Source organism: Paenibacillus sp. Paensp38 (assembly GCF_059491915.1).
Window position 1 is genome coordinate 5,500,658 of the sequence record NZ_CP168516.1, and the last position, 20,164, is coordinate 5,520,821.

25 protein-coding genes are annotated in these 20,164 nt (G+C 46.0%); 11 read left to right on the forward strand and 14 right to left on the reverse strand.

Going from position 1 to position 20,164, the window contains the following annotated elements:
* Positions 1-13 precede the first annotated feature (13 nt).
* Entirely contained in the window at positions 14-769 is a 756-nt protein-coding gene (locus ACEN8J_RS24400) for an amino acid ABC transporter ATP-binding protein (protein ID WP_495594078.1), read from the forward strand.
* A gap of 136 nt (positions 770-905) precedes the next feature.
* The gene (locus tag ACEN8J_RS24405; protein ID WP_029518573.1) at positions 906-1,781 is read left to right on the forward strand and encodes a cysteine ABC transporter substrate-binding protein; all 876 of its coding nucleotides are present in this window, start codon (positions 906-908) and stop codon (positions 1,779-1,781) included.
* Between the two features lie 154 nt (positions 1,782-1,935).
* On the opposite strand, the gene ACEN8J_RS24410 is transcribed toward ACEN8J_RS24405, so the two are convergent.
* Entirely contained in the window at positions 1,936-2,148 is a 213-nt protein-coding gene (locus tag ACEN8J_RS24410) for a helix-turn-helix domain-containing protein (protein WP_495594569.1), read from the reverse strand.
* A gap of 200 nt (positions 2,149-2,348) precedes the next feature.
* The gene (locus ACEN8J_RS24415; RefSeq protein ID WP_341040210.1) at positions 2,349-2,591 is read right to left on the reverse strand and encodes a helix-turn-helix domain-containing protein; all 243 of its coding nucleotides are present in this window, start codon (positions 2,589-2,591) and stop codon (positions 2,349-2,351) included.
* 166 nt (positions 2,592-2,757) lie between these two features.
* On the opposite strand from ACEN8J_RS24415, the gene ACEN8J_RS24420 reads away from it, so the two are divergent.
* Both ACEN8J_RS24420 and ACEN8J_RS24425 read left to right on the forward strand, forming a co-directional pair.
* Positions 2,758-3,117: a hypothetical protein gene (locus ACEN8J_RS24420; protein WP_495594080.1), complete on the forward strand. Its 360-nt coding sequence runs from the start codon at positions 2,758-2,760 to the stop codon at positions 3,115-3,117.
* 244 nt (positions 3,118-3,361) lie between these two features.
* Entirely contained in the window at positions 3,362-3,469 is a 108-nt protein-coding gene (locus tag ACEN8J_RS24425; RefSeq protein ID WP_341071314.1) for a putative metal homeostasis protein, read from the forward strand.
* A gap of 397 nt (positions 3,470-3,866) precedes the next feature.
* Here the strand turns inward: ACEN8J_RS24425 and ACEN8J_RS24430 are convergent, their stop codons facing one another.
* Positions 3,867-4,829: a helix-turn-helix transcriptional regulator gene (locus tag ACEN8J_RS24430; RefSeq protein WP_495594081.1), complete on the reverse strand. Its 963-nt coding sequence runs from the start codon at positions 4,827-4,829 to the stop codon at positions 3,867-3,869.
* A 269-nt stretch (positions 4,830-5,098) separates the two neighbouring features.
* On the opposite strand from ACEN8J_RS24430, the gene modA reads away from it, so the two are divergent.
* Together modA and modB are read left to right on the forward strand one after the other, a co-directional pair.
* Positions 5,099-5,959, forward strand: coding sequence for a molybdate ABC transporter substrate-binding protein (modA, locus tag ACEN8J_RS24435; protein WP_340933503.1), 861 nt, complete (start codon positions 5,099-5,101; stop codon positions 5,957-5,959).
* A gap of 3 nt (positions 5,960-5,962) precedes the next feature.
* Positions 5,963-6,628: a molybdate ABC transporter permease subunit gene (modB, locus tag ACEN8J_RS24440; RefSeq protein ID WP_029518567.1), complete on the forward strand. Its 666-nt coding sequence runs from the start codon at positions 5,963-5,965 to the stop codon at positions 6,626-6,628.
* A gap of 296 nt (positions 6,629-6,924) precedes the next feature.
* Here the strand turns inward: modB and ACEN8J_RS24445 are convergent, their stop codons facing one another.
* The gene (locus tag ACEN8J_RS24445; RefSeq protein WP_495594082.1) at positions 6,925-8,160 is read right to left on the reverse strand and encodes a peptidase; all 1,236 of its coding nucleotides are present in this window, start codon (positions 8,158-8,160) and stop codon (positions 6,925-6,927) included.
* Positions 8,161-8,476: 316 nt separating this feature from the next.
* On the opposite strand from ACEN8J_RS24445, the gene ACEN8J_RS24450 reads away from it, so the two are divergent.
* Complete coding sequence (locus tag ACEN8J_RS24450; RefSeq protein ID WP_495594083.1) at positions 8,477-9,961, forward strand: phytoene desaturase family protein; 1,485 nt, start codon at positions 8,477-8,479, stop codon at positions 9,959-9,961.
* 25 nt (positions 9,962-9,986) lie between these two features.
* Positions 9,987-10,601 carry a TetR/AcrR family transcriptional regulator gene (locus ACEN8J_RS24455; RefSeq protein WP_029518565.1) on the forward strand — a complete coding sequence of 205 codons (615 nt, stop codon included), beginning with the start codon at positions 9,987-9,989 and terminating at the stop codon, positions 10,599-10,601.
* A gap of 68 nt (positions 10,602-10,669) precedes the next feature.
* Here the strand turns inward: ACEN8J_RS24455 and ACEN8J_RS24460 are convergent, their stop codons facing one another.
* Both ACEN8J_RS24460 and ACEN8J_RS24465 read right to left on the reverse strand, forming a co-directional pair.
* Entirely contained in the window at positions 10,670-12,091 is a 1,422-nt protein-coding gene (locus ACEN8J_RS24460) for an SMI1/KNR4 family protein (protein WP_340933496.1), read from the reverse strand.
* A 17-nt stretch (positions 12,092-12,108) separates the two neighbouring features.
* A complete protein-coding gene (locus ACEN8J_RS24465) occupies positions 12,109-12,885 on the reverse strand; it encodes an SMI1/KNR4 family protein (protein WP_495594084.1) in 777 nt (258 codons plus the stop codon).
* A gap of 157 nt (positions 12,886-13,042) precedes the next feature.
* On the opposite strand from ACEN8J_RS24465, the gene ACEN8J_RS24470 reads away from it, so the two are divergent.
* Positions 13,043-14,677: a DUF6138 family protein gene (locus ACEN8J_RS24470; RefSeq protein WP_495594085.1), complete on the forward strand. Its 1,635-nt coding sequence runs from the start codon at positions 13,043-13,045 to the stop codon at positions 14,675-14,677.
* Here the strand turns inward: ACEN8J_RS24470 and ACEN8J_RS24475 are convergent.
* Both ACEN8J_RS24475 and ACEN8J_RS24480 read right to left on the reverse strand, forming a co-directional pair.
* Entirely contained in the window at positions 14,667-15,026 is a 360-nt protein-coding gene (locus tag ACEN8J_RS24475; RefSeq protein WP_176715670.1) for a DUF7716 domain-containing protein, read from the reverse strand. The two genes, ACEN8J_RS24470 and ACEN8J_RS24475, sit on opposite strands and share 11 nt — an antisense overlap.
* Positions 15,007-15,666, reverse strand: a complete 660-nt coding sequence (locus ACEN8J_RS24480; RefSeq protein ID WP_029518561.1) for a hypothetical protein — start codon at positions 15,664-15,666, stop codon at positions 15,007-15,009. Before ACEN8J_RS24480 ends, ACEN8J_RS24475 begins: the two co-directional genes overlap by 20 nt.
* A 127-nt stretch (positions 15,667-15,793) precedes the next feature.
* On the opposite strand from ACEN8J_RS24480, the gene ACEN8J_RS24485 reads away from it, so the two are divergent.
* Both ACEN8J_RS24485 and ACEN8J_RS24490 read left to right on the forward strand, forming a co-directional pair.
* Positions 15,794-15,877, forward strand: a complete 84-nt coding sequence (locus tag ACEN8J_RS24485) for a putative holin-like toxin (RefSeq protein ID WP_223822146.1) — start codon at positions 15,794-15,796, stop codon at positions 15,875-15,877.
* 213 nt (positions 15,878-16,090) lie between these two features.
* The gene (locus tag ACEN8J_RS24490; RefSeq protein WP_495594086.1) at positions 16,091-16,630 is read left to right on the forward strand and encodes an HAD family hydrolase; all 540 of its coding nucleotides are present in this window, start codon (positions 16,091-16,093) and stop codon (positions 16,628-16,630) included.
* A 61-nt stretch (positions 16,631-16,691) separates the two neighbouring features.
* Here the strand turns inward: ACEN8J_RS24490 and ACEN8J_RS24495 are convergent, their stop codons facing one another.
* From ACEN8J_RS24495 to ACEN8J_RS24520, 6 genes are all read right to left on the reverse strand, one after another.
* Positions 16,692-17,135: an immunity 26/phosphotriesterase HocA family protein gene (locus tag ACEN8J_RS24495; RefSeq protein ID WP_495594087.1), complete on the reverse strand. Its 444-nt coding sequence runs from the start codon at positions 17,133-17,135 to the stop codon at positions 16,692-16,694.
* A gap of 2 nt (positions 17,136-17,137) precedes the next feature.
* Positions 17,138-17,698 (reverse strand): hypothetical protein, encoded by a 561-nt coding sequence (locus ACEN8J_RS24500; protein WP_069010045.1) that lies wholly within the window; start codon positions 17,696-17,698, stop codon positions 17,138-17,140.
* Complete coding sequence (locus tag ACEN8J_RS24505) at positions 17,682-18,209, reverse strand: SMI1/KNR4 family protein (protein ID WP_340957153.1); 528 nt, start codon at positions 18,207-18,209, stop codon at positions 17,682-17,684. Before ACEN8J_RS24505 ends, ACEN8J_RS24500 begins: the two co-directional genes overlap by 17 nt.
* A gap of 83 nt (positions 18,210-18,292) precedes the next feature.
* Positions 18,293-18,922 (reverse strand): hypothetical protein, encoded by a 630-nt coding sequence (locus ACEN8J_RS24510; protein WP_340957152.1) that lies wholly within the window; start codon positions 18,920-18,922, stop codon positions 18,293-18,295.
* A 178-nt stretch (positions 18,923-19,100) separates the two neighbouring features.
* A complete protein-coding gene (locus ACEN8J_RS24515) occupies positions 19,101-19,508 on the reverse strand; it encodes a hypothetical protein (protein WP_029518555.1) in 408 nt (135 codons plus the stop codon).
* Positions 19,501-20,145, reverse strand: a complete 645-nt coding sequence (locus ACEN8J_RS24520) for an immunity 50 family protein (protein WP_165146082.1) — start codon at positions 20,143-20,145, stop codon at positions 19,501-19,503. The genes ACEN8J_RS24515 and ACEN8J_RS24520 overlap by 8 nt, the downstream gene beginning before the upstream one ends.
* Between the last annotated feature and the right edge of the window lie 19 nt (positions 20,146-20,164).

Below are 20,164 nucleotides of genomic sequence, written 5' to 3' on the forward strand. Positions count from 1 at the left end.
TGGGGTGGGTGTCATGGGAGAGGCTGTGGAGGTTTTACTCGAAATTCGAGGGCTGCACAAAAGCTTCGAAGACCGAAAAGTATTACAACAGATTAATCTGGACGTAACGAAAGGGGAAGTCGTGGTCGTTCTCGGTCCTTCGGGATGTGGAAAAAGCACACTCCTCCGATGTCTCAATGGTCTGGAACCAGTTCAGAGCGGAGATATCCGTTATAGAGGGCAAGACCTGACGGACAAGAAAGTGAATTGGCGTGAGGTGCGTCAGCATATCGGAATGGTGTTCCAGAACTACGAGCTGTTTCCGCATATGACGGTCTTAGAAAATATATTGCTCGGCCCGCTTAAAGTTCAGCGGAGAAATAAGCAGGAGGCACTTGAGCAAGCGGAGCAGCTATTGGAGCGAGTGGGTCTGCTGGATCGCAAAGATGCGTATCCGAGACAATTATCAGGTGGGCAAAAGCAACGGATTGCGATTGTGCGCGCCCTGTGTATGAATCCGGAAATTATGCTCTTTGATGAAGTCACCGTATCCTTGGACCCGGAAATGGTCAGAGAGGTGCTGGATGTCATGCGAGAGCTGGCACAGCAGGGCATGACCATGATTATCGTGACGCATGAAATGGGATTTGCCAAGTCGGTAGGAGATCGTATCGTTTTTATGGATCAAGGACAGATATGCGAGATGACTACGCCGCAGCAATTTTTTACCCAACCGGAAACAGAGCGTGCCCAGCACTTTCTGGATATATTTCAGTACGAAACGATATGAGCATTTTGCATCAATTCCATGAGCGACTTCCATCACAATATAGAGATCGACATGTTTCTATTGGTCTCTATATTGCACCCAGAAGCGAAAGAAACCGAATGATGCAAAATGCTGACAAACAGGGGGAGGAATACAGATGAGAAAAGGAATGAAGTTCACGACGTTATTACTGGCTTTGAGCTTGCTGCTTGTTGGTTTGGTGGGATGTGCAGGGGCTGGTAATACCAACGGTAGTTCAGGCTCGGCTAAATTTGCTTCGATTGAGGATATTAAAAAGAATGGCAAGATTCGAATCGGTGTATTTGCAGATAAGCCGCCTTTTGGCTACGTGGATTCGGAAGGGAAAAATCAAGGCTTTGACGTCTATATTGCGAAGCGGTTTGCCAAAGATCTCTTGGGTGACGAGTCCAAGGTGGAATTTGTTCTGGTGGATGCTGCCAGCCGGGTTGCCTATTTGGAATCCAACAAGGTAGATATCATCATGGCTAACTTTACGGTGACCGATGAGCGTAAAGAAAAAGTTGATTTTGCCAATCCGTATATGAAATTATCCTTTGGCATTGTGTCACCTGATAGTGCTCCAATCACCACGATTGACCAATTGAAGGGTTCGGATCAAAAGCTGATTGTCGCAAAAGGAACGACGGCTGAAACCTATTTTACGAAAAATTATCCTGACATCAAGCTGCTCAAATTCGATCAATACACAGAGATTTTCTCAGCCCTCAAAGACAAACGCGGCGTTGCCATTGCCAACGATAATACAGAGCTGATCGCCTGGGCAAAGGCCAACCCCGGCTTTACCGTAACCATCCCGGCCTTTGGTGGTCAAGATACGATTGCACCCGCAGTAGCAAAGGGAAATAAGGAGTTGTTAGACTGGATCAACAATGAGTTGGCAACGTTGGGTAAGGAAAATTTTGTCCATCAAGCCTACAAGGACACACTGACCTCCGTTTATGGAGAAGGCTTTACAGATCAATTGGTCGTAGAGGGCGGCAAAGTGGATTAATCATCATATAAGGTACTTATTAAGCATAAAGAAGCGTTGGGCTTGCTGTCCCAACGCTTCTTTAATATGGGGAAAAGAGGGCTTTAGCAACCTTTTATTTCGTCATGGAAATGCCCTCTTGGCTAATAGTAATCCTCATTCTCATATTATAGTCTCACTGTCTCTCCATTTCATCTTCGGGGATGTATTCTATAATATCAGCAAGAGTAATAGTCCTTGAAAATCTTCGTTGATGGGCAATTCTGTTCAAAGCATCAAGTATATGGACAAGTGTTTCTAATTCAAGTCTTTTGGTTTTGCCATTTACCATATCTATTACAGTAGCCGGACGTATTTTTGCTTCTACGGCTAGTTTATTTCGGGAAATATCAAGTTCTTTCTAAAATATCGCCAAGTTTAAAATGATATCTCTTATGAATATTCATGATGGAAAATACTTCTTTATCAGTATAGATTCTAGTCACACGTACTCTGAAATAATGATAACAATTATGCTAAATAACAAGGGAAAAAATATCCCTGCCAGGGGCAGAGATATAAGATGCAGCGGACTATTTTGTGAATGTATCAGTGTTTCTCTGATTCATTATCAGGTATATATTCGAGAACATCATGTAGTGTTAATGGACGACCAGAGAGCCGAATCAGTGTTTCCATCACGGTATTAAATGTTTTAAATTCGATTCGCTTGGATGTATTGTTACACATCTCATAGATGGTATTAGGTCTGATTTTTGCCTCACGAGCGAGAGCGTTTTTAGTAATCCCGATTTCTCGAAGTAATTCTTCAAGTTTAAAAACAATTCCCATACATACACCTCATTATAGAAATTTAAATAGAAATATCATTAACTATTGAAGTTTATCTTTAAAGGATATAAAATAACCGCAAAGGTTAATCTTGAAAAGTTATAAAATTTACAAATCTAATCTTTAGTAAAGACCGATTTAATAGATGTGAAGGGAGCTAATCTAAATGAACAAAGGTAATTTTGAAAAAGTAAGTGTCATTCTTGGTCCCTGTGATCTTCCGCATATGTATGAGCTTTTTGAGGGCTATCTAATCAAGGACCGTTACGTCATGATGATCGACAATAGCGTGCTTACTCTTCGACATGTAAAAAAGGGAAGACATCATTCACATCTATATGTTGATGGCGATACAGGCAGCATCACTCTTGCCAGATATGTACAACGTGAGGACATAGATGTGATTACCGAGTTAGTCGAACGGTTGCGCAACATGGATGCATTAAGTTTTCTTACAGACGAGTTGTTATGGAACACATGTCGAGAAGATATAGACTTTGATTTAGTTCGGAATAAAGGACTATGAAAAAATGGCGAACATAAATTCAGCCTCGAATTTTTGTTCTCGTCTTATTTATATAATGTAACACAGAAGCGTAAAAGGGTGAAATGAACACCGTTGTAAAAGAGATACATAATGCCCCAAAAGCTCTTGCATGCTCGTAGATTTCATTATATAATTTTAAATGATTATGATTCTCATTATCATTTAAGTCTTTAGGCACAGACTCCCAATATGAGCCTAAGTGAATAGGGTGGGGTATGTACACATGGCGAGAGCAGATGTGGCAACTGCCCGAAGACAGCCCAGCTGTCCTCATAAGGTAACGCGTAAACGAGCTTTGAGAACGCTCAAAGCTGCGAAGCGCGCGAGTTAGAGGTTCCAAGTTAACTGCAAATGGCAATATCAGTGTCAAATTTTTTAGTCTCCTCGTTTTATTTTGCACTTGCTCTCCTGATGGTGGACACAGGAAGGCAGGTGCCTTTTTTTGATGCAATAAATATAGCGCCAGGCGGATTTCGAACCGTTCTGGCGCTTTTATTTTTAGAACTGTATGAGCCAAACTCATATATTCTTTTTATATCATGTGCAATTTGCTATTGAAGTAGTTGGACGAGATTTTTCCTGCGCTTGGCAAGCCGCTCCCGAGGCTTACTCCTGGTAAGCTACATTGATTTTCATTATAGTCGTTCAGCATTAACAGCGACATTTAGTTCCATAATAGACTCCAACGCTCAGGAAGACTGTTCCTGAGCGTTGTTTTGTACTTCGGACTATGTCTCTAGCAAGATCTTTCCTGTCTCAGAAAGGTCATATCCCTGAATGGCTCCCAGTTCCCGCCGGAAGCTGTCCGAATGAAGAATCTGCAATATAAGATCAATCCATTCCTGTCGCTCTGGTGTGCGCAGCATGACGATATCGTACTGCTCCTGAATGAGTGGAATAAACTGCACGGACCCCACAATACTGGCGGCCTTCTCGATTCCGATACCAACATCGGCTTCGCCGGAGGCGACCTTGCCTGCTACAGCCATATGATGCGTCGATTCGTCTTCATATCCGAGCAAGGCAGTGCGGTCTATGTGATGAAGACAAAGCTGCTCGTCGAGCAGGATGCGCGCGCCGGAGCCCTTCTCGCGATTCGCCAAACGCAGCCCCGGAAGCGCCAAGTCCTTCCAGCCCTGCAAACCATAAGGATTCCCTGTCTGGACATACAGCCCTGCTTGCCGGGATAACAGACGGATGACGAGGTACGAGAAGCCGTTCAGAATTTTGCGAATATAAGGCAAATTATACTCACCGCTGTCGCCGTCCCACAGATGCGTACTGACGATGTCTGCTTTGCCCTGGTACATAGAGATGAGACTGTCCAGACTACCCCCATATGAGCGGAGCGGGCGAATGGACGTCTGTTGGCTCTCAAGATGCTTGACGAGAATGTCGAGGCTGATATCCTGGCCAGTAATGACTGCTGTACTGGAATTCTGCGTCGAACCGCCGGATAGCGAATGCGGCGGGATCATCATGGATATGGGTGTGGGTGATGGGTCGTGCTTCAGCAGTTGGCTTTTGGAGCGCTGCTTGTAAGCTTCGAGATCACTGGCATCCACCCGCATTTGCTTACCTACCCGGTACGAGGGGATCTCTCCTTTTTTGATCAGATCATAGACGGTCAGCTTGGATATCTTCAGTAGCTTGGCTATTTCCTCAGTCGTATAGGATACAGGAGAATTCATAGTAGACCTCCATTAATAACAGTATGATTGAAATGTATCAATTTCTGTGATGTATCATGCACAGTGTCTCATATATTGTACACCAAATCATCTGGCATAACAGAGGCTGGCGAAAAGTCAGGAACATCAAGCTTCTAAACAGGCATAAGTGATACTTGCCAACTGCTCTTTGGTGGTTTACAAGGATTACCTTCATAGCTATAATGAGATATGAATTTATACTAGTTATATCTAATTATAACTAAACATGATTGAACGGGGGATGGAATTTGAGAAGAATCAAGTCTACGATTGGAAGTCTAGTAGCTATATGGGCACTAGTGGTGTTAGTTGCTTGCGGTTCCCAGAGTGCTGCGCCCGCAGCTCCTGTAGAGCCGGCGGCAACAGCAGCACAAACAACAACGGAGAATACAGCAGGCACGAAGGCACCGGACCAGCAACAGGTGGAGTTGACGATCTCTGCAGCGGCAAGCCTGACGGACGCCCTGAATGATATTAAGACCGGATATGAGCGGGAGCACCCGAATGTGAAGCTGAACTTTAACTTCGGCGCCTCCGGTGCACTTCAGCGTCAGATTGAGCAAGGAGCGCCCGCAGACGTCTTTATCTCTGCCTCTACCTCCAGCATGAAGGCGCTTGAGGGAAAAGCCCTTGTCAAGAAGAGCAGCACGTTGCTCGCGAATGATCTGGTATTAGTCGTTCCTGCTAAGGATGGAGTGGCGCTCAAGAAACTGGATGACCTGAAGGGACAAGACATCAAGACAGTCGCGATTGGCATTCCTGACAGTGTGCCTGCGGGGAAATATGCACAGGAAGCGTTAACGAATCAAAAGCTGTGGAGTGAATTGGAGCCGAAGCTGGTACAAGCCAAGGATGTGCGACAGGTGCTGCAGTACGTAGCAACAGGTAACGCGGATGCGGGCTTCGTATACAAGACGGATGCACTTTCCACGAAGGATACACGCATTGCGTTAACAGTGGACTCCAAGCTTCATTCTCCGATTACCTATCCGCTCGGTTTGGTAGCTGCCACAAGTCATGAGGAGGATGCACGTCAATTCTACGATTATTTGCAAACCGAGTCTGCGCTCCAGGTGATGGAAAAGTACGGCTTCCGTAAGGCGGAATAGTTGTTGACTGCTGTGAATTGGGCGGAATTTTGGCCTCCGGTACAGCTATCCCTGCAGGTCGCTTCTCTGTCCTGTGTGATCGTGCTGGTCCTAGGAGTACTGGCGGCCCGCTGGATAAGGCGAAGCCGCATACGTGGTAAGCTGGTGCTGGAGACCATTTTCATGCTTCCATTGGTGCTGCCTCCGACGGTAGTCGGGTTCCTGCTCCTGGTCATTCTGGGACGTCGAAGCTGGTTAGGACAATGGATCGAATGGCTGTTCCACGCGTCAGTCATCTTCTCCTGGTGGGCGGCGGTGCTGGCGTCTATCGTGGTGGCATTCCCGCTCGTCTATCAGACAATGAAGACGGCATTCGATGCGGTGGACCGTTCACTGGAGGACTCGGCCAGATCGGCAGGGGCTGGCGAATGGCAGATGTTTCGCTACATTACGCTGCCGCTGTCCTATCCTTCACTGCTGACTGCCGCGATACTGGGCTTCGCACGGTCGCTTGGCGAGTTTGGAGCGACGCTGATGATTGCCGGGAACATTCCGAATAAGACGCAGACGGTACCTACGGCGATCTATGTAGCTGTCGATGCAGGGAATCAGACGATGGCCTGGGCGTGGACGATTGCCATTGTCTTAATTTCATTTATTATGCTGCTTGTTGCGAGAAGGAAGACTTGAGCAAATGAAGCGTAATGATGTGTGTAATGCAGGCAATGAAAGCAGTAAAGTTAATATAGCCTAGAGGAAGTAAAAGAAGCAGAGGTAGTGCCTTAGACTATAAAGCTGTTTGCGCAGGACTGAATACGTATGAACCACCCCACAGGCTAGCGGAATGGATTGAAGAATCGTTGGGATCGTAATAGACTTTTTCATGGAGTCGCCCACCTTTCAGTTGGTTTGTAAGGGTACAAACCAACTGAAAGGTGGGCGACTTTCCTTTTACCATTTAGTGGTTAATCAACAGGCCTGTACATTTATTTCTTTTGTGCAAACAGCCATTCAATCATATCCTGATTTTGCAGAGCCGGTACCCAGGAGAAGTGTCCTGTAGGTTGGATAATCCCTGCTTCGTATTCAGTAAAATGAATGAGGTTTCCGTTTTGTGCTTTAATGGCAGCTACCATTTCTTGCGAGTTTTTAGGACTAACTGTGGTGTCGTCTGCAGCATGGAAGGCCCAAAGCGGAACGTTTTTCAGTACTTCAACGTGTTTAGGATCGACAGGTGCATACATGTTAACGGCTTTTTCATAGTTGGTCAAACCGGCAATGGGTACACCTGCGGCGAACAAGTCAAGATTCTTTTCCAGCAACCTCCACGTGCCCATAGCTCCTTGAGAAATACCAACAATATAGATTCGGTCGGTGTCGATTGGGTATTTTAACGCTGTTTCACGTACCAAATCGGCTACAGCGCTGTTGCGTGGTTCATCCGCCCAAATGAATTTATGTTCCAAGTCAATCGGGCTTTGTGGTGCGATTACGAAGGATGGGTGTTTGGCTTGCTGCTCAGGAGAAGCCCAAGTAACAGCTCCGGCGTTTGCCAGCAAATTTACTCCGTTTCCGTCACCACGTTCGCCGTTTCCGTGCAGGAATACAACCAGAGGGTAGGTTTTGCCGGGCTCAACTTTAGGCTCAAACGTAAAGTAGTTCAGCTTGAAGCCTTCTTTATTTTCAAAGGTGTTTTTTTGGAAATCGTCTACGATCGGTGTAATTTTATCTGTTGCATTTACAGTCTGTGCAGAGGCTGGGATGACTGTTTTCTTTGAAGTTGCAATATCTTTCTTTTGACTAATAATATAATTCAACGTGTTGATGCGGTTAACTGCGCTTATTGCATCGTAAGTAAGGGTACTTGCATTTTTATCTTGCGTATCCAGCTCAATCACAACATATTTACCATGAGTGCTGCGGTTGGTGATGGCTCCAGTATCATTGGTATATACATCGGTCACGGTTCTGTCTGTATATACATCATTGAGTACAGATTGAACCTGAAAGCTAGACGTGGATAAGGATGCACCGTCAATATTGGTGCTGTATTTCAGTACAACAGCAGAAACGACTTCACCCAAAGGCTGTACCTGTGTAAACAGGGTAGCCTGTGGCGCTGGGACATCTGTTGCTGCTGCGGCAGAGCTGGCGGATGGGAAAAAGATCGTTAGCAGGAACACAAAAGATAATAAAACAGGGGCAAAACGTCTTCTTTGCATGAGATTAATCTCCTTTGGTGTCATTTTTTGAAAGCGATTACTACATGTTCGGGATGGTTAACTGTATGCTGTGGAATCCATACAAATCAAAAAAAGGCAAACTCCGGGTACACAAGTGTACTCGGGTTTTGCCTTTTCAGTAACAATCCCACTTGAAGGATAGCACCTTCATTGGAATCTGACAAGTGAAAGCGCTACATTTTTGATGTTTTATTAAAAAAGTTTTACTTTCGCAACGGTAATATTATGGTATATAATCTCCTTAACTTAACACTGTTAACTTATATAACGATGTTAAAAAAAGGGGGATGAAATCATGAACCAATATGATGTTATTGTCATCGGTGCAGGATTGGGTGGCTTATCCTGTGCAGCAAGACTCTCTGCGCTCGGTTACCGAACAGCTGTTTTTGAGAGCCATACTCTGCCTGGCGGTTTCGCAACTGAATTTACAAGAAAGGGATATACCTTTGATGTCTCCTTGCATGGTGTCGGCGGACTCGAGGAAGGAAGCTTTGGTCAGATGCTGAAGGCCTGTAATGCGGACCTGCGAATTGTTCCTCTCCGCAAAAAGCACCCTTACTCCATTCGTTGGGAAGGCCAGAACATTGATATTCCGTCCGATGTTCAGGAGTATGTGCAGCTCCTCAAGAACATGTTTCCTACTGAGGTGAAAGCCATTGACAGTCTATTCGCGGGCATTCGCCGTTTTGAAACAGGCTTTTCTGCTTTTTCTACTCTCACTTCCTGGCGCAAGGCGGTTGGCCTGCTCAAAGCTGGGACCTTTCTCCGCTGGACGCAAATGACCACCTGGGAAGCTGTAAGCCAGTTCGGGTTATCTGACCGCTTCACGGAATTTTTCACCGCGCTGTGGGCCTATTACGGATTGCCTCCAAAGCGACTTGCGGCCCTGTATTTTTTTATTCCCTGGATCGGCTACCACATGGAGGGTACGTATTACATTGAGGGAGGCGCACAGGCTTTATCTAATGCACTGGTTGACGCTATTAAGTCAGCGGGAGGAGAAGTTCACCTGCGCAGTCAGGTATCTGAGATTATACTCGAACATGGTAAAGCTGCTGGTGTCCGTCTGAAAAAAGGGGATGTATATAAAGCCAACTGGATTGTGTCTGGTATCAGTCCCCATCATACCTATGGCCGTCTACTGGAAAACCATGATGCTGCCCGTCGTGAGCTGGAAGCTGTCAGCAGTTTGGAGACTGGCACGTCTCTCACCCAGCTATATCTGGGATTATCATGTGAACCTCATGAGCTTGGCATCACCGAAGAAGACTTAATCCTGCGTAATGAGCCGGATTCGGAGACAGATTATGAAGTAATGATGAGCGGCCAGTACACGAAAGGCAACTGGATGCTCACGAATTATAACGCCATGGACCCTAAGCTCAATGAACCGGGAAAGGGTGTCATCGCAATTACATTTTTGGACAGATTGGAGAACTGGCCTGCCGCACGTCCCGAATACAAAGCCAAAAAAGAAGCCGTGACACAGCAGATATTGGGATGCCTTGAACAGCTGTATCCGGGTTTTAGCAGCAAAGTGATGGTAGCCGAATTGGGCACACCACGCACGATGCAGCGTTATACCGCTAATCCCGACGGGGCTGTTTATGGCTACGCACAAACGGTTCGGCAGTCCGGTATAAAAAGGCTCAAGCACAAATCAGCAGTAAAGCGTCTATCATTGGTAGGGGCCTGGACACAGCCTGGGGGCGGGTTTCAAGGGGTTATGGAATCGGGTATAATGGAAGCTGATCGTATCGCCGCCAAATTGGGGTAGGCAGAAAGGGCAAGTACATCTACTCATGAAACATATCAAACGCCGAGAACGTGAAAGCAATGAGATCCGCCGGAAAATCATTGAGGCCGCCCGATCGCTTTTTCTGAATCAAGGGTATGCTGAAGTCTCCATGCGCAAAATTGCGGATCAGATTGAATATTCACCAACAACTATTTATCATTATTTCGAAAATAAGGAAGCCATTGTAATCGAACTCCTGCTAGAAGGAAATGCCCTGTTTCTGCAGGCTCTTCAGCAACGTGCGGATGAAGCACAGGCAGCGGGATTGAACGCTCTGGACACACTGAAGGCGGTGTCTGATGCGTATGTTCGTTTTGGAACGGCTAACCCGGAATATTACAACATTCTGTTTATCAGCAACCTGGAATCTGTAAGCTTGGTTAGTCTTATAGACAGTGGGAGCCTTAAAGGCTTTGAGCTTCTTGAAGCTGGGCTCAAAGCCGTTATGGAGGAGGGTTCCATCATTCAAGGAGATGAGCGCTTGTTCGCCAGCTCTGTATGGAGTATGCTGCACGGCTTGACTTCTTTGCTCCTGAATTTTGATTTTCCTATGGCACAATCAAATGATGAATTGATTTCATTTACTATAGATACTTTCCTCAAGGGGTTAAGCCGCTGATGCAGCGGCTAACTTTCTTTACCTCACATCACTGTACATGTGAATCCGCATACGACCCTTCCGAAAGATTAACGAAGTTCCAAATCTGAAAGCTGCTTAAGCACGGCTTCAATACGACGTTTATCTTTTTTGAGCATCACGAGCTGCAAAGAAGCAAGAAGCAGATCTGAGATATTGGCCCAAGCGTCTGCTTCCAGAGCGGGCAGAAGATCCCGATGAATCATAATATCTAGCCCCTCCGTTGCAATCTTCTGATGAAGCTCACTACTGGATAGCCATTCAATCACCTGCTCAGCTGTAGGACAAGAGTAGGCGAAAAGTACTGCCCAGCCATCGACCGGATGATTGACCTTATCCCGTATCCAGTTAATGACCTGCGGTGAATGAAAATGCTGTAGCTGTCCATTAGCGGTGTATCCTTCTAATTTGCCATCTGCAACCGAATGCTGTAGCAGGTGATTGCAAACACATACCAAGCCTTCCTGCCCGGGTAGGCAGCGGGCGCTCAGATAGGCGCGTGTGGACGCAAATGCACCCTTAGCATGTAGGGTATTGTTTTGAGCTAAAGATGTCCATACTTGCGCGGTTTCCGGTTCCCACAAGGAGCGGACCCAATCAGCAGCCCCAACCCCTGCGGTCTCCCCTACCCAAACGGCCCATGTAGAGAATGGAACCTGGCTATGTTGAATGTTCTGCCAGTGCTGCTCCCAGGCAAGAAAAATATCCTTTGGATCATAGGCTTGAAAAGCCTGCACCACAGCAGGATGATCTACGCCATGCATGGTGGTGTAATGGATCAGCGTCTCCAACGACTGCGCATCCTCCAGCTTCATCGTACAAAACATGTCCAACCAGCGTTGCCACAGTTGTAGTGGTGGACTGTTTAGCTGAATGCCATGCTCGTCTGACACGTTAGACCAATCCCACAGCCATAGTCCGTGCAAGGTGAGCATGGTTTCTATATAGGCGGGTAGATTTTCTGCGAGCAGCGTAAACTGATCCAACTCATGATCATAACAGAACACCGCTGGCTCTGTTGCGGATGTCGCCATATCAAGCAGTATCGGATCACCCGCACCATTATAATTAAGGATCAGATATCGTTGCTCGTCCGCTGCTGAGTCGGTATCTTCCCCATAAGATGTAAAATAGCCAATATACTCATGATTCCAGCCAAATTCTCCTGTGATATCGTCGAGGATATTCGGTTCTTGTTCAAGGCCATTACTGCTTTCATATGAACAAGCCGGTTCATCGGCTACAATACAGTGTTGAGGGAGGCACCATAGCAAATGTAAGCTGCCACACCGCTTTATCAACTCAGACAGGGAGGCAGGCAAAGGCATCTGCAGCCGTTCCTCCAGCTCAGTTAGTTCACTTGTAGAAATCCCCTTCGACCATTGGTATACCACGTCAGACATCCCACCTTGTCTCAGACGATCGGCGATCTGTCCCAGCTTTTCTAAGGTTCGTTCAAAATGTACTGTCATTCGTATTTGTCCTCCTCTTACTCTACAACCCGGCAATGCTCTTTTTGCAAGTATGCTAGAATTTCATCACGAAGTGCTATCGCTGTGGGTTCATAAATGATCGCCACTTCGCGTCCATATGCATAGTTAAAACGCACATATCCGCCTAGAGTCTGAAGAAAAGCCATGCAGATATGCTCGTTTTCAATCCATAGATGTGAGTCAAAATGCTGTTTAAAACGCTGAGCCAATACCTGTATAGATGCTGGAGCTATTTGCAAGGCTTGATCGTTCGGATGGGCTGAACCGCAAGCTTCCGCCGTCTCGGGTGGATTAAATAGTAGAAATGTTGCTGCTCTATCCAGACTGACAGGTTCGAAATAACGGGGGAATGGCTCTATTCTTCCGAATTCATCCTGTAGTATATGCTCCAGTGTATCTGTAAATGGAACCTGAACATCTAATGGCTTCTTAGTAATGACCTCCGAATGTCGCGGTAGCCAAAGCAAACCTTCGACCTGAGGGTGCACCGCTAGGAAATCCCCATCTATGGAGCTACCGATGACCACGCACTCGCCTAGCTGTTGCACGGTGATCGGACAGTTATCATCATGCCTCCACAGTTCGTAATCCGCATAGGATTGTAATAGTTGAGCATCAGGCGGTTCAATCACCAGCAGTCCGCAAAAGGTACCAGGCCCATAGCGGGTGAGGAATGCTACATAGGGAGGTGGTAAAGTTAATCCATAGGTATGTTCGAAAGTTGTCAGTTCTTCGGCAGCCACCGTCGTATGTTGTGTGGAAACCCAATACATATGAATACACCTGCTTTCCGGCACTCTATCTATAGGGGTAGAGTCCAAAAGTAAATGAGAGATATGCTATAATCAGGAAATAAAATAGTTATAGATTAGTCTATCTTAATTCCGTAGGAACTACAATTTGTGAGGGGACGAAGGAGGAACACATCTTATGACATCAGGGGTACAAGCCTACATCGGTCCAATTTTTGAGGAGATTGACCAGACATACGCTTCTGAGCAAAAGCGCATCGCCGAATTCCAAATCAAAAGCGTCCTTCACGAAGGGATTCATGAATACTTAAAAGTTACTTGTAAGAAGGATGGGCTGTGGGTGGATACCCACGAACCGTTTGATTGGGATCGTCGTAGACCGGATACGGGAAATTCTGGGTTTACAGATGGGGTAACATTGCAGCAGGTGCAGGACGAATGGATGCCTATGTTCAAGGAAAAGATAGAGGCGCTATTTAATTCGGAAGAATTCAGCTCCATGTTCTTTCGTTATCGACTGGATTTTCATCTGGAAGTGGTCTTGGAGAATAAGGCCAATCATTTTACATTCTCACTCCTAAATGAAGATAAACGGCAGCAACTGTTAGCCACTATCCAACAGTTTGTAGAGCAGAAGCTCAACCCTTCCAGTAAAGCTATCCCGAAGGAAGAGGACGATTTCTTCTTAGTGAGACACTTGCTTGATCCTCATTTGTACCCTGTAAACGCCCAGCGGATGAATGAGTTGCTGAATCGAATGGATGCCAAAGTGAAGGTCAGCCGCAAGCGTGAGGAAGCATGGAGGTATCAGCTCAGCAGTGGCTTAAAGCATTGGGCTGAGGATGAATTTCTGCTGAAGTATGCGGATCGGGAAAAAAGCTATGGACTGGATTATAAAGTGAAGCCCGATATTCTCCCTTCGGAAATTCCCGCGCCAGCCATGGAGATGTTCCTGCTTACCGCGATGCGGGTGGGCTCGACCGATGCCGATGCACGGCAGAAGTATTTGGAGATTGCTGCACAGTTGGGTTCGGATCAGGCAGCCCAGTGGCTTAAGAACGGATCAGGAAGCATCCCAGCGTTATATACAAGTGAGCGAGTCATCTGCCAAGCCAATGATATTTTGCAAACGCTGGAGGTTCAGATTCGTTCAGAGGAAGAAGAGAGCTATAGAGAAGCACTCGTATATTTATGCGATATTTTAAGAAAGGGCTTTACCAAGGAATATCGGATGAAGTTCAAAAGCAAGGTGAAAAACTACCTGCCTGTACCCAAGTTGGCTAAATCTACGTTGCATCGTTTCTTCGCCAATGCACTTGAATATCCTGCGCTGCATCCGTTGCTGGCTGAATATGCTGAGGTCGTGATGGAAGAGTTCAAGTGGTATAACGATGTAGAGCCCGGTGAAAAGTCGGCAATGCCGGGAACCTATGCGGTGATGGGACTGGGCCTAAAAGGAAAGAACTATTTCCCATTAGTGAATCGTTATATGAAGCTGGTGGACAGTGAACATCAGTCCGTACAGGACGGTTACGCCGCTGTATTTGCTGACGCACACGGACTGACACCGGACACGATACCCGTTTGGACGAGGGTTCTACTGGCAGGCAACGAGTCTGCCAAACCACTGAAGTCATCCGGAATTGAAACCGTAGAGCAGGCACAGGTACTGGTGGAGGAGCTTAAGAAGCTGGAGAACTACGAACAAGAGGTGCTTGTTTATCGTATATGGGGTGGCGCGAAGAAACTAAAAAACAGCCTGAAGCAGGCTGTCCCTGAGGTAAAAGAGCTGCTGGAAACGCTTATTCCATAAAAGCATCATATTCATGATAATATCGCAGTCCTTGCGCAATGCGTTCAATATCCGGCTCGCTTCCGCTGTGGCGTAACACTTCAATGACATCCTGTACAGTCGCCACCTCCAGCCAAGATTGCACCTGATGGTCTGGCAGAGATGCAGGTATACTTTCATCACGATGATTGGTGACGGTGAGACCGGCATCCTCCAGTTCCCACAATTCTTCCTCGGGAATGATGTAATAGGTAGAATTGAGCGGATTACTTTGAACATGTTTCAGATTGGCAAATACCCATTCATTGATTTCTGTTTGGTCAACGGCATGGACCAGTGCTTCAAGGCTGTCAAAAGTTTGTATGCTCATGTATGGAGGCTCCTCTCTTAGCCGCTGGCTTATGCTGTAGCTTTTGTAATATCTTTAAGATGGACTGGCGATTCTTCGCATCCTTAATGTACCTGGGAATGGAGTGGGAAGCCGTACGCATCATACCGGATGCAGGCTTTTCTCGCAACTCGGCAGAGATATAGGAGAGCAGGTAATTCAGGTGTATCCGGTTAAGAGCCCAGACAGGTTTCCCCCGATAGTAATCTAGGAAGTACAGCTGGAGCTGGAAAATAGGGTCTTTTCCGTTTTGGATCACGTTCGTATGCCATTCGCGTGATTGCACACGATGCACCGGAACCTGATTGCGTGTCTCACAGTGCGGACAGTTTATATTTGTATTTTTATGGAGTTTCGTTCGGTCATCATGGATTTCGATATTAAAATACCGTTCGCAATGGTTGCATACGCCGCGTGCATAGAATGTATAAGATTCGGGCTGCTGATATGTGTAGTAACAATGAGAACATCGAACGACGTAATAACAGTCTTTTTTGGATATGGAAATAAAAGCTTGGCCCTGACAACGGGGGCAGTGAACAGTTACCTGTTCTCCTCTTCTAATCACGGCGCTAAAGTCATATTTGTATCCATATTCATCTTTGAAGCGTTTTTGCTCCATGTTCGTTCCTCCTTTTCGGAAAGATCGTAAAAACGTACTTTTTATATTTCATATGTTATAATATTCCTTAATAACAGAATGGCTTAGATGGGCGGTCGGCTAGTCTCCTGTGAGGGAGGTGAGGCCTGTGGAGGTTAAAGACACCTTAATGTTGATGATTCAATTCGCAACGTTGGTGATTCTGATTCTTTCCTTCCATAAAAAGAAATAGACCGCCCGTGGTAGGAACCGGTCTATTTCGAATACCGTGAACTTGCAGCCACCGCCCTTAAAAGCGGCTGTTGCCAAAGAGTGAGGATGTTGACGCATCTTCACTCTTTTTTAGAATATACATCTTATTCCCATTTTAACACTTGAAAAAGACCTTTTCAATGTGCCTAAGAGCGAAAAGGTGAATAAAGATGCGCGAAAGGAGAGGGCGAGCATGAGCATTTTTACAGGACTACAGCGTCCGCAATTCCAGGCTTACTATGATGAGGCTTTTCTAATAGAGCATCGTTTTGAAAATGGTATGGGCTTTCCGCCTTCTTATATAGATTATGTCAAAACTCTTGGTTACGGGCGACTATGCGGCTTATGGAACATTCATATTCCTCTTGGCGATCACCCGGATTCATGGCTTCATCGTTGTCATAACTGGCGGGCCTGGTTTGATGATGTACTGGAATCAGAAGAGGTTTTACAAGAAGCGGCGCTGGAGCCAGATGGTTTTCCGGAGCTTTTGGAGCATGCGGTCCCTTTCGCTTCCAGTGAAGAGGATGACTTGCTGATCTGGGATATTCAATCGCCTGATGAACGGGGGGAATTCCCAATCTATGCTTTGAATCTGCGCACATGGGGCAATTTTCGGTATGCAGCCTCGGATTTGTATAGCCTCGTCGAAGCGTTGGTGGATGAAGAGCGCGTGAAGTCGGTATTGGGGACAGAGCGTACATCATTCCCATATACGTTTGAACCCTTTTAACAGGTCAAATAACCACCTTGGCATTCAAACTTCAAGGTGGTTATTTGTGCTGCTATTCTTCCTAGCGGTCATCATATTGGGCTAAATATTGCTGTACCAACTCATATCCAGCCACGCCCATTATCGTATATTGATTATATTCTTCCAGTTCCAGATTGCGTATATATTCATCCCCACAGTATAGATGGCCCGCGCAATTAAAATATTTTAGCTGCTGTTGTTCCTCGGAAAGAGGGCGATGATCGATAATGGGCCATACTCCTTTCGTCAGATTTTGGGTGGCGGTGAATATAACTTCAAATCGGCCGCGATAATTTGTAAACGGAAGATATGTCGTTTCACCTCCGTACGCTTGATTCTGGCCTATGGATAGAACCCCGAAGGAGAACGCTTTTTTGAATCTACCATACAGTGCGCAGATCACCTGGCATACCGCAAATCGGCCGTCATGCAGGGGGATAACAAAAATATCGCCTTCCTGATGTTTGATTCTTTTGAACACCATCGTCAGGCCAGCTCTTCCTGAAGGATCTCTGTTTTTAGACCTTTAGCGCTGGTAATCGTAATGCTGATCGCATCATAGCCGTTCCGCTTCGCATCTTCAAAATCGCATCGTTCGCCATTGATCAGCTCTAACTGCCCATTCTCATCTACATCGTCTGCAAACTCGTCATCCCAATCAACATTATAAAAGGCAGTTACGCTTACCTCGAAAGTATCTTCACCATCTTCGTCCAGATAGGGCAGCAGGGGAGTGCGATTGTTCTGCTGCTCCTTGGTATAAACTTCGCATAGCAGAGCATCGTAACCATGGCGGGTTCCGTCAAAAATCACGATCTGTTCACCTGTGACTGCATCTTCTGCAATAATGAGTTGGGGTGCAAATTCAGTACCAGTGATCAGCTCGTCCATAAGTTCTCCGTAATAAAAAATGTGGAATTTCGTATGTCCTGCCTGTGAACGAAGCGTACCTGTCCACTCCTGCTCGACCCATGCCTCGGGGTTTTCGGGTACAACCCAACCCTCCAAATAAGCCGGTCCCTGCTTAGCATTATGTATTTCTGTCATCATTAGGCCTTCCTTTCTGCTCGTTGAGTCGTTCAATTACCTGATTAAAAAACGTTGTAAAGTCTGTTGCCACCAGATACAAATGTCCGCATTCGTCCTGCTCTGCAATATCATAGTTCAGTTTGTCATCATAGGCATGAAGATGTGTGCGGTCCCAGTAGTACACATACGGGGTGTAGTCCTTACATGTCAGAACGTAAAAATTGTCGCCCGCATCTGCACCAATCAACAAAGCGCTCTCGACATGATTGATTTCATCCAGAAATTCATCATTAATCGCTAGAAGGTCATGATTTTTGTTGGATACCTCATATCCGAAAAAACAAGTCAAATCAATGTCTCCGTTATCCACTCGATCGAAGGGCACATTGCAATAAAAAGGGGCGGCTACATAAAATCCGTTATATTGTGAAAGAAAACGTTTATAGCCAGCGGGCAATATATGCTGTATCTGTTCCTCCAATGCTGCGATCTGGGCAGGCAAAAGCCCTGATTCAATTGCGAATGACATCAACAACCAGCCCCCTTGATTCTAGTAAACCATAAATCTCTTTTTTGGAAATGAGACGACGCAGCGGTACATCGTATGTGAAATCATGTCATCGATAGGGTGACGATTTTGTTGTCCTCATCCACATCTACCTTCACATTCACTCCTAGCTTATCCTTAAACAGCTTACTGATATTGATATAGTCATCCTTAACCGGACGGCTTGAATTACCAGTTGTGCGAGTCATCCCAGCGGTGATGATGGAACGGACGTATGTTTTATCGAGCTTGGCTTCGGGATTATAGGTATAAATCATCCGTTCCTGCTGATTATAAAAATGGGTTAATTCCGTGTAGTCGTTAGCATTCTCATACTCCTTTTCCTCACGCACATACTCGGGATGATCCATGGTATAGTGGACTCCTCCGTCCAGAAAAGGATTTTCCTTGGAGGGTCGGAGTTCATATTGTCCATAGGCTAGCTGAAACAGATACTCTAAGCCTGAGCCCTCCGCCTGGTAGTAGAGCTGACGACTGTCCCCTCTTTTATCTATAGCGGCATAGCTACTGATTAAAGGCCAGGCATCATACTTTTTATCCTTTACCTCAATGGCAAGCTTGTAATGTACAAGCACCTTTTCATTTTGAAATAATCCAAAGCTGCTCATAATAAAATACGCAGGCACACATATAATTCCGATAATAAATATGAATATAAATATTCTTACACGCATAAGTAGAGTGATTCTCCTTTGGTTGTCGATTATGTGGAAAGCTCCCGTTTGGCAGATGCACGGAATTCTTCATGCTCAACTAATTGTTTCAGAGCATGTTGTGCGAAAGGCATGCTTTTATGTACGCGAAGCAATGCAAAAGCGGCCCCCTTGACTAAGATATATGTATCACTGCGGATCAACTCTCGTGTCTGTAGTTCGATAAAGCTTCTTCTGGTCCGCCACCCTCCAGCAGTACCATAACCGCATAGGAGATCGTATCAATCCAATCGTCAAGCGTACTAATCTGCTCTACGGTCAGCAGGTGATTTCGCTGCAGCATACCATCAGGATGCAACGCCCATGCCCGTGTATACTGGCAAATCCCCCACAGAGCGGATATAAGCTCCCGTTCTACGGACGGTTTCTCCAACTCATCTGCCAGAACTTCAATGATAGTCATGAGCTCATGAAAATTATCCTCAATCAGTTCGCCTTGAAAGGGGCGAAGCATCCCTAAAAATCCGCTTCGCATTTTGGGATGCTCCAGATCATCGTGAATAAAAGAATGACAGCGTAACAGCTCGCGAGCCTCCTGTTTATTCATTCAGTTCCGTAATCTCTGCGCGGATACCTCTGCACAGAAAGCTGCCTGACAGCCCTGACAAGGCATCGATGTCAACGACCATATCAGCCTCTTCATAACGGAAGTCAAGTTGCAAAATGATATTTTCTGTTTCTACAGGGCTTAATACATGCTCTTTAGTTTCCAGAAATGTAAAAGTCACTGCATAGCGTGGGACGTCTTTTGCTGGAGCTTCAGGGATTACAGGTGCCTCAGTTGAAGGCTCCAGATCCGGTGATTTAGGGACAAGCACGCTAGCGTAGGATAGCTCAATCGTCAGCGTAATCTGGTCTTTCGTCATATTAGCAGCTGTAATTCGGTCATAATGAAAGGGAGGGAAATAGCCAAGCTTTTCGACAATGCTGTCTGCACCTTGAATAGAAACAGTTGGAGAGAAAGCCAGCTCCAGTCCGATGGACCCTGCCAGTTGGTCTTCATATTCCGGATTAATACGGACAAGGGCCTGTTCCGGCTCTACTTTCAAAATCGTGCCTATAAAATACTGTTTGCCATGGATCAGAACAATATCATGCGGAACGAACGGCAACGCTCCCCCGGCTTGATAATGAATGAGATATTCGTTCTCTTTTTTTTCAACCTTTTGAACTTGAATTTGCATAAATTGCAGCCTCCTGGGG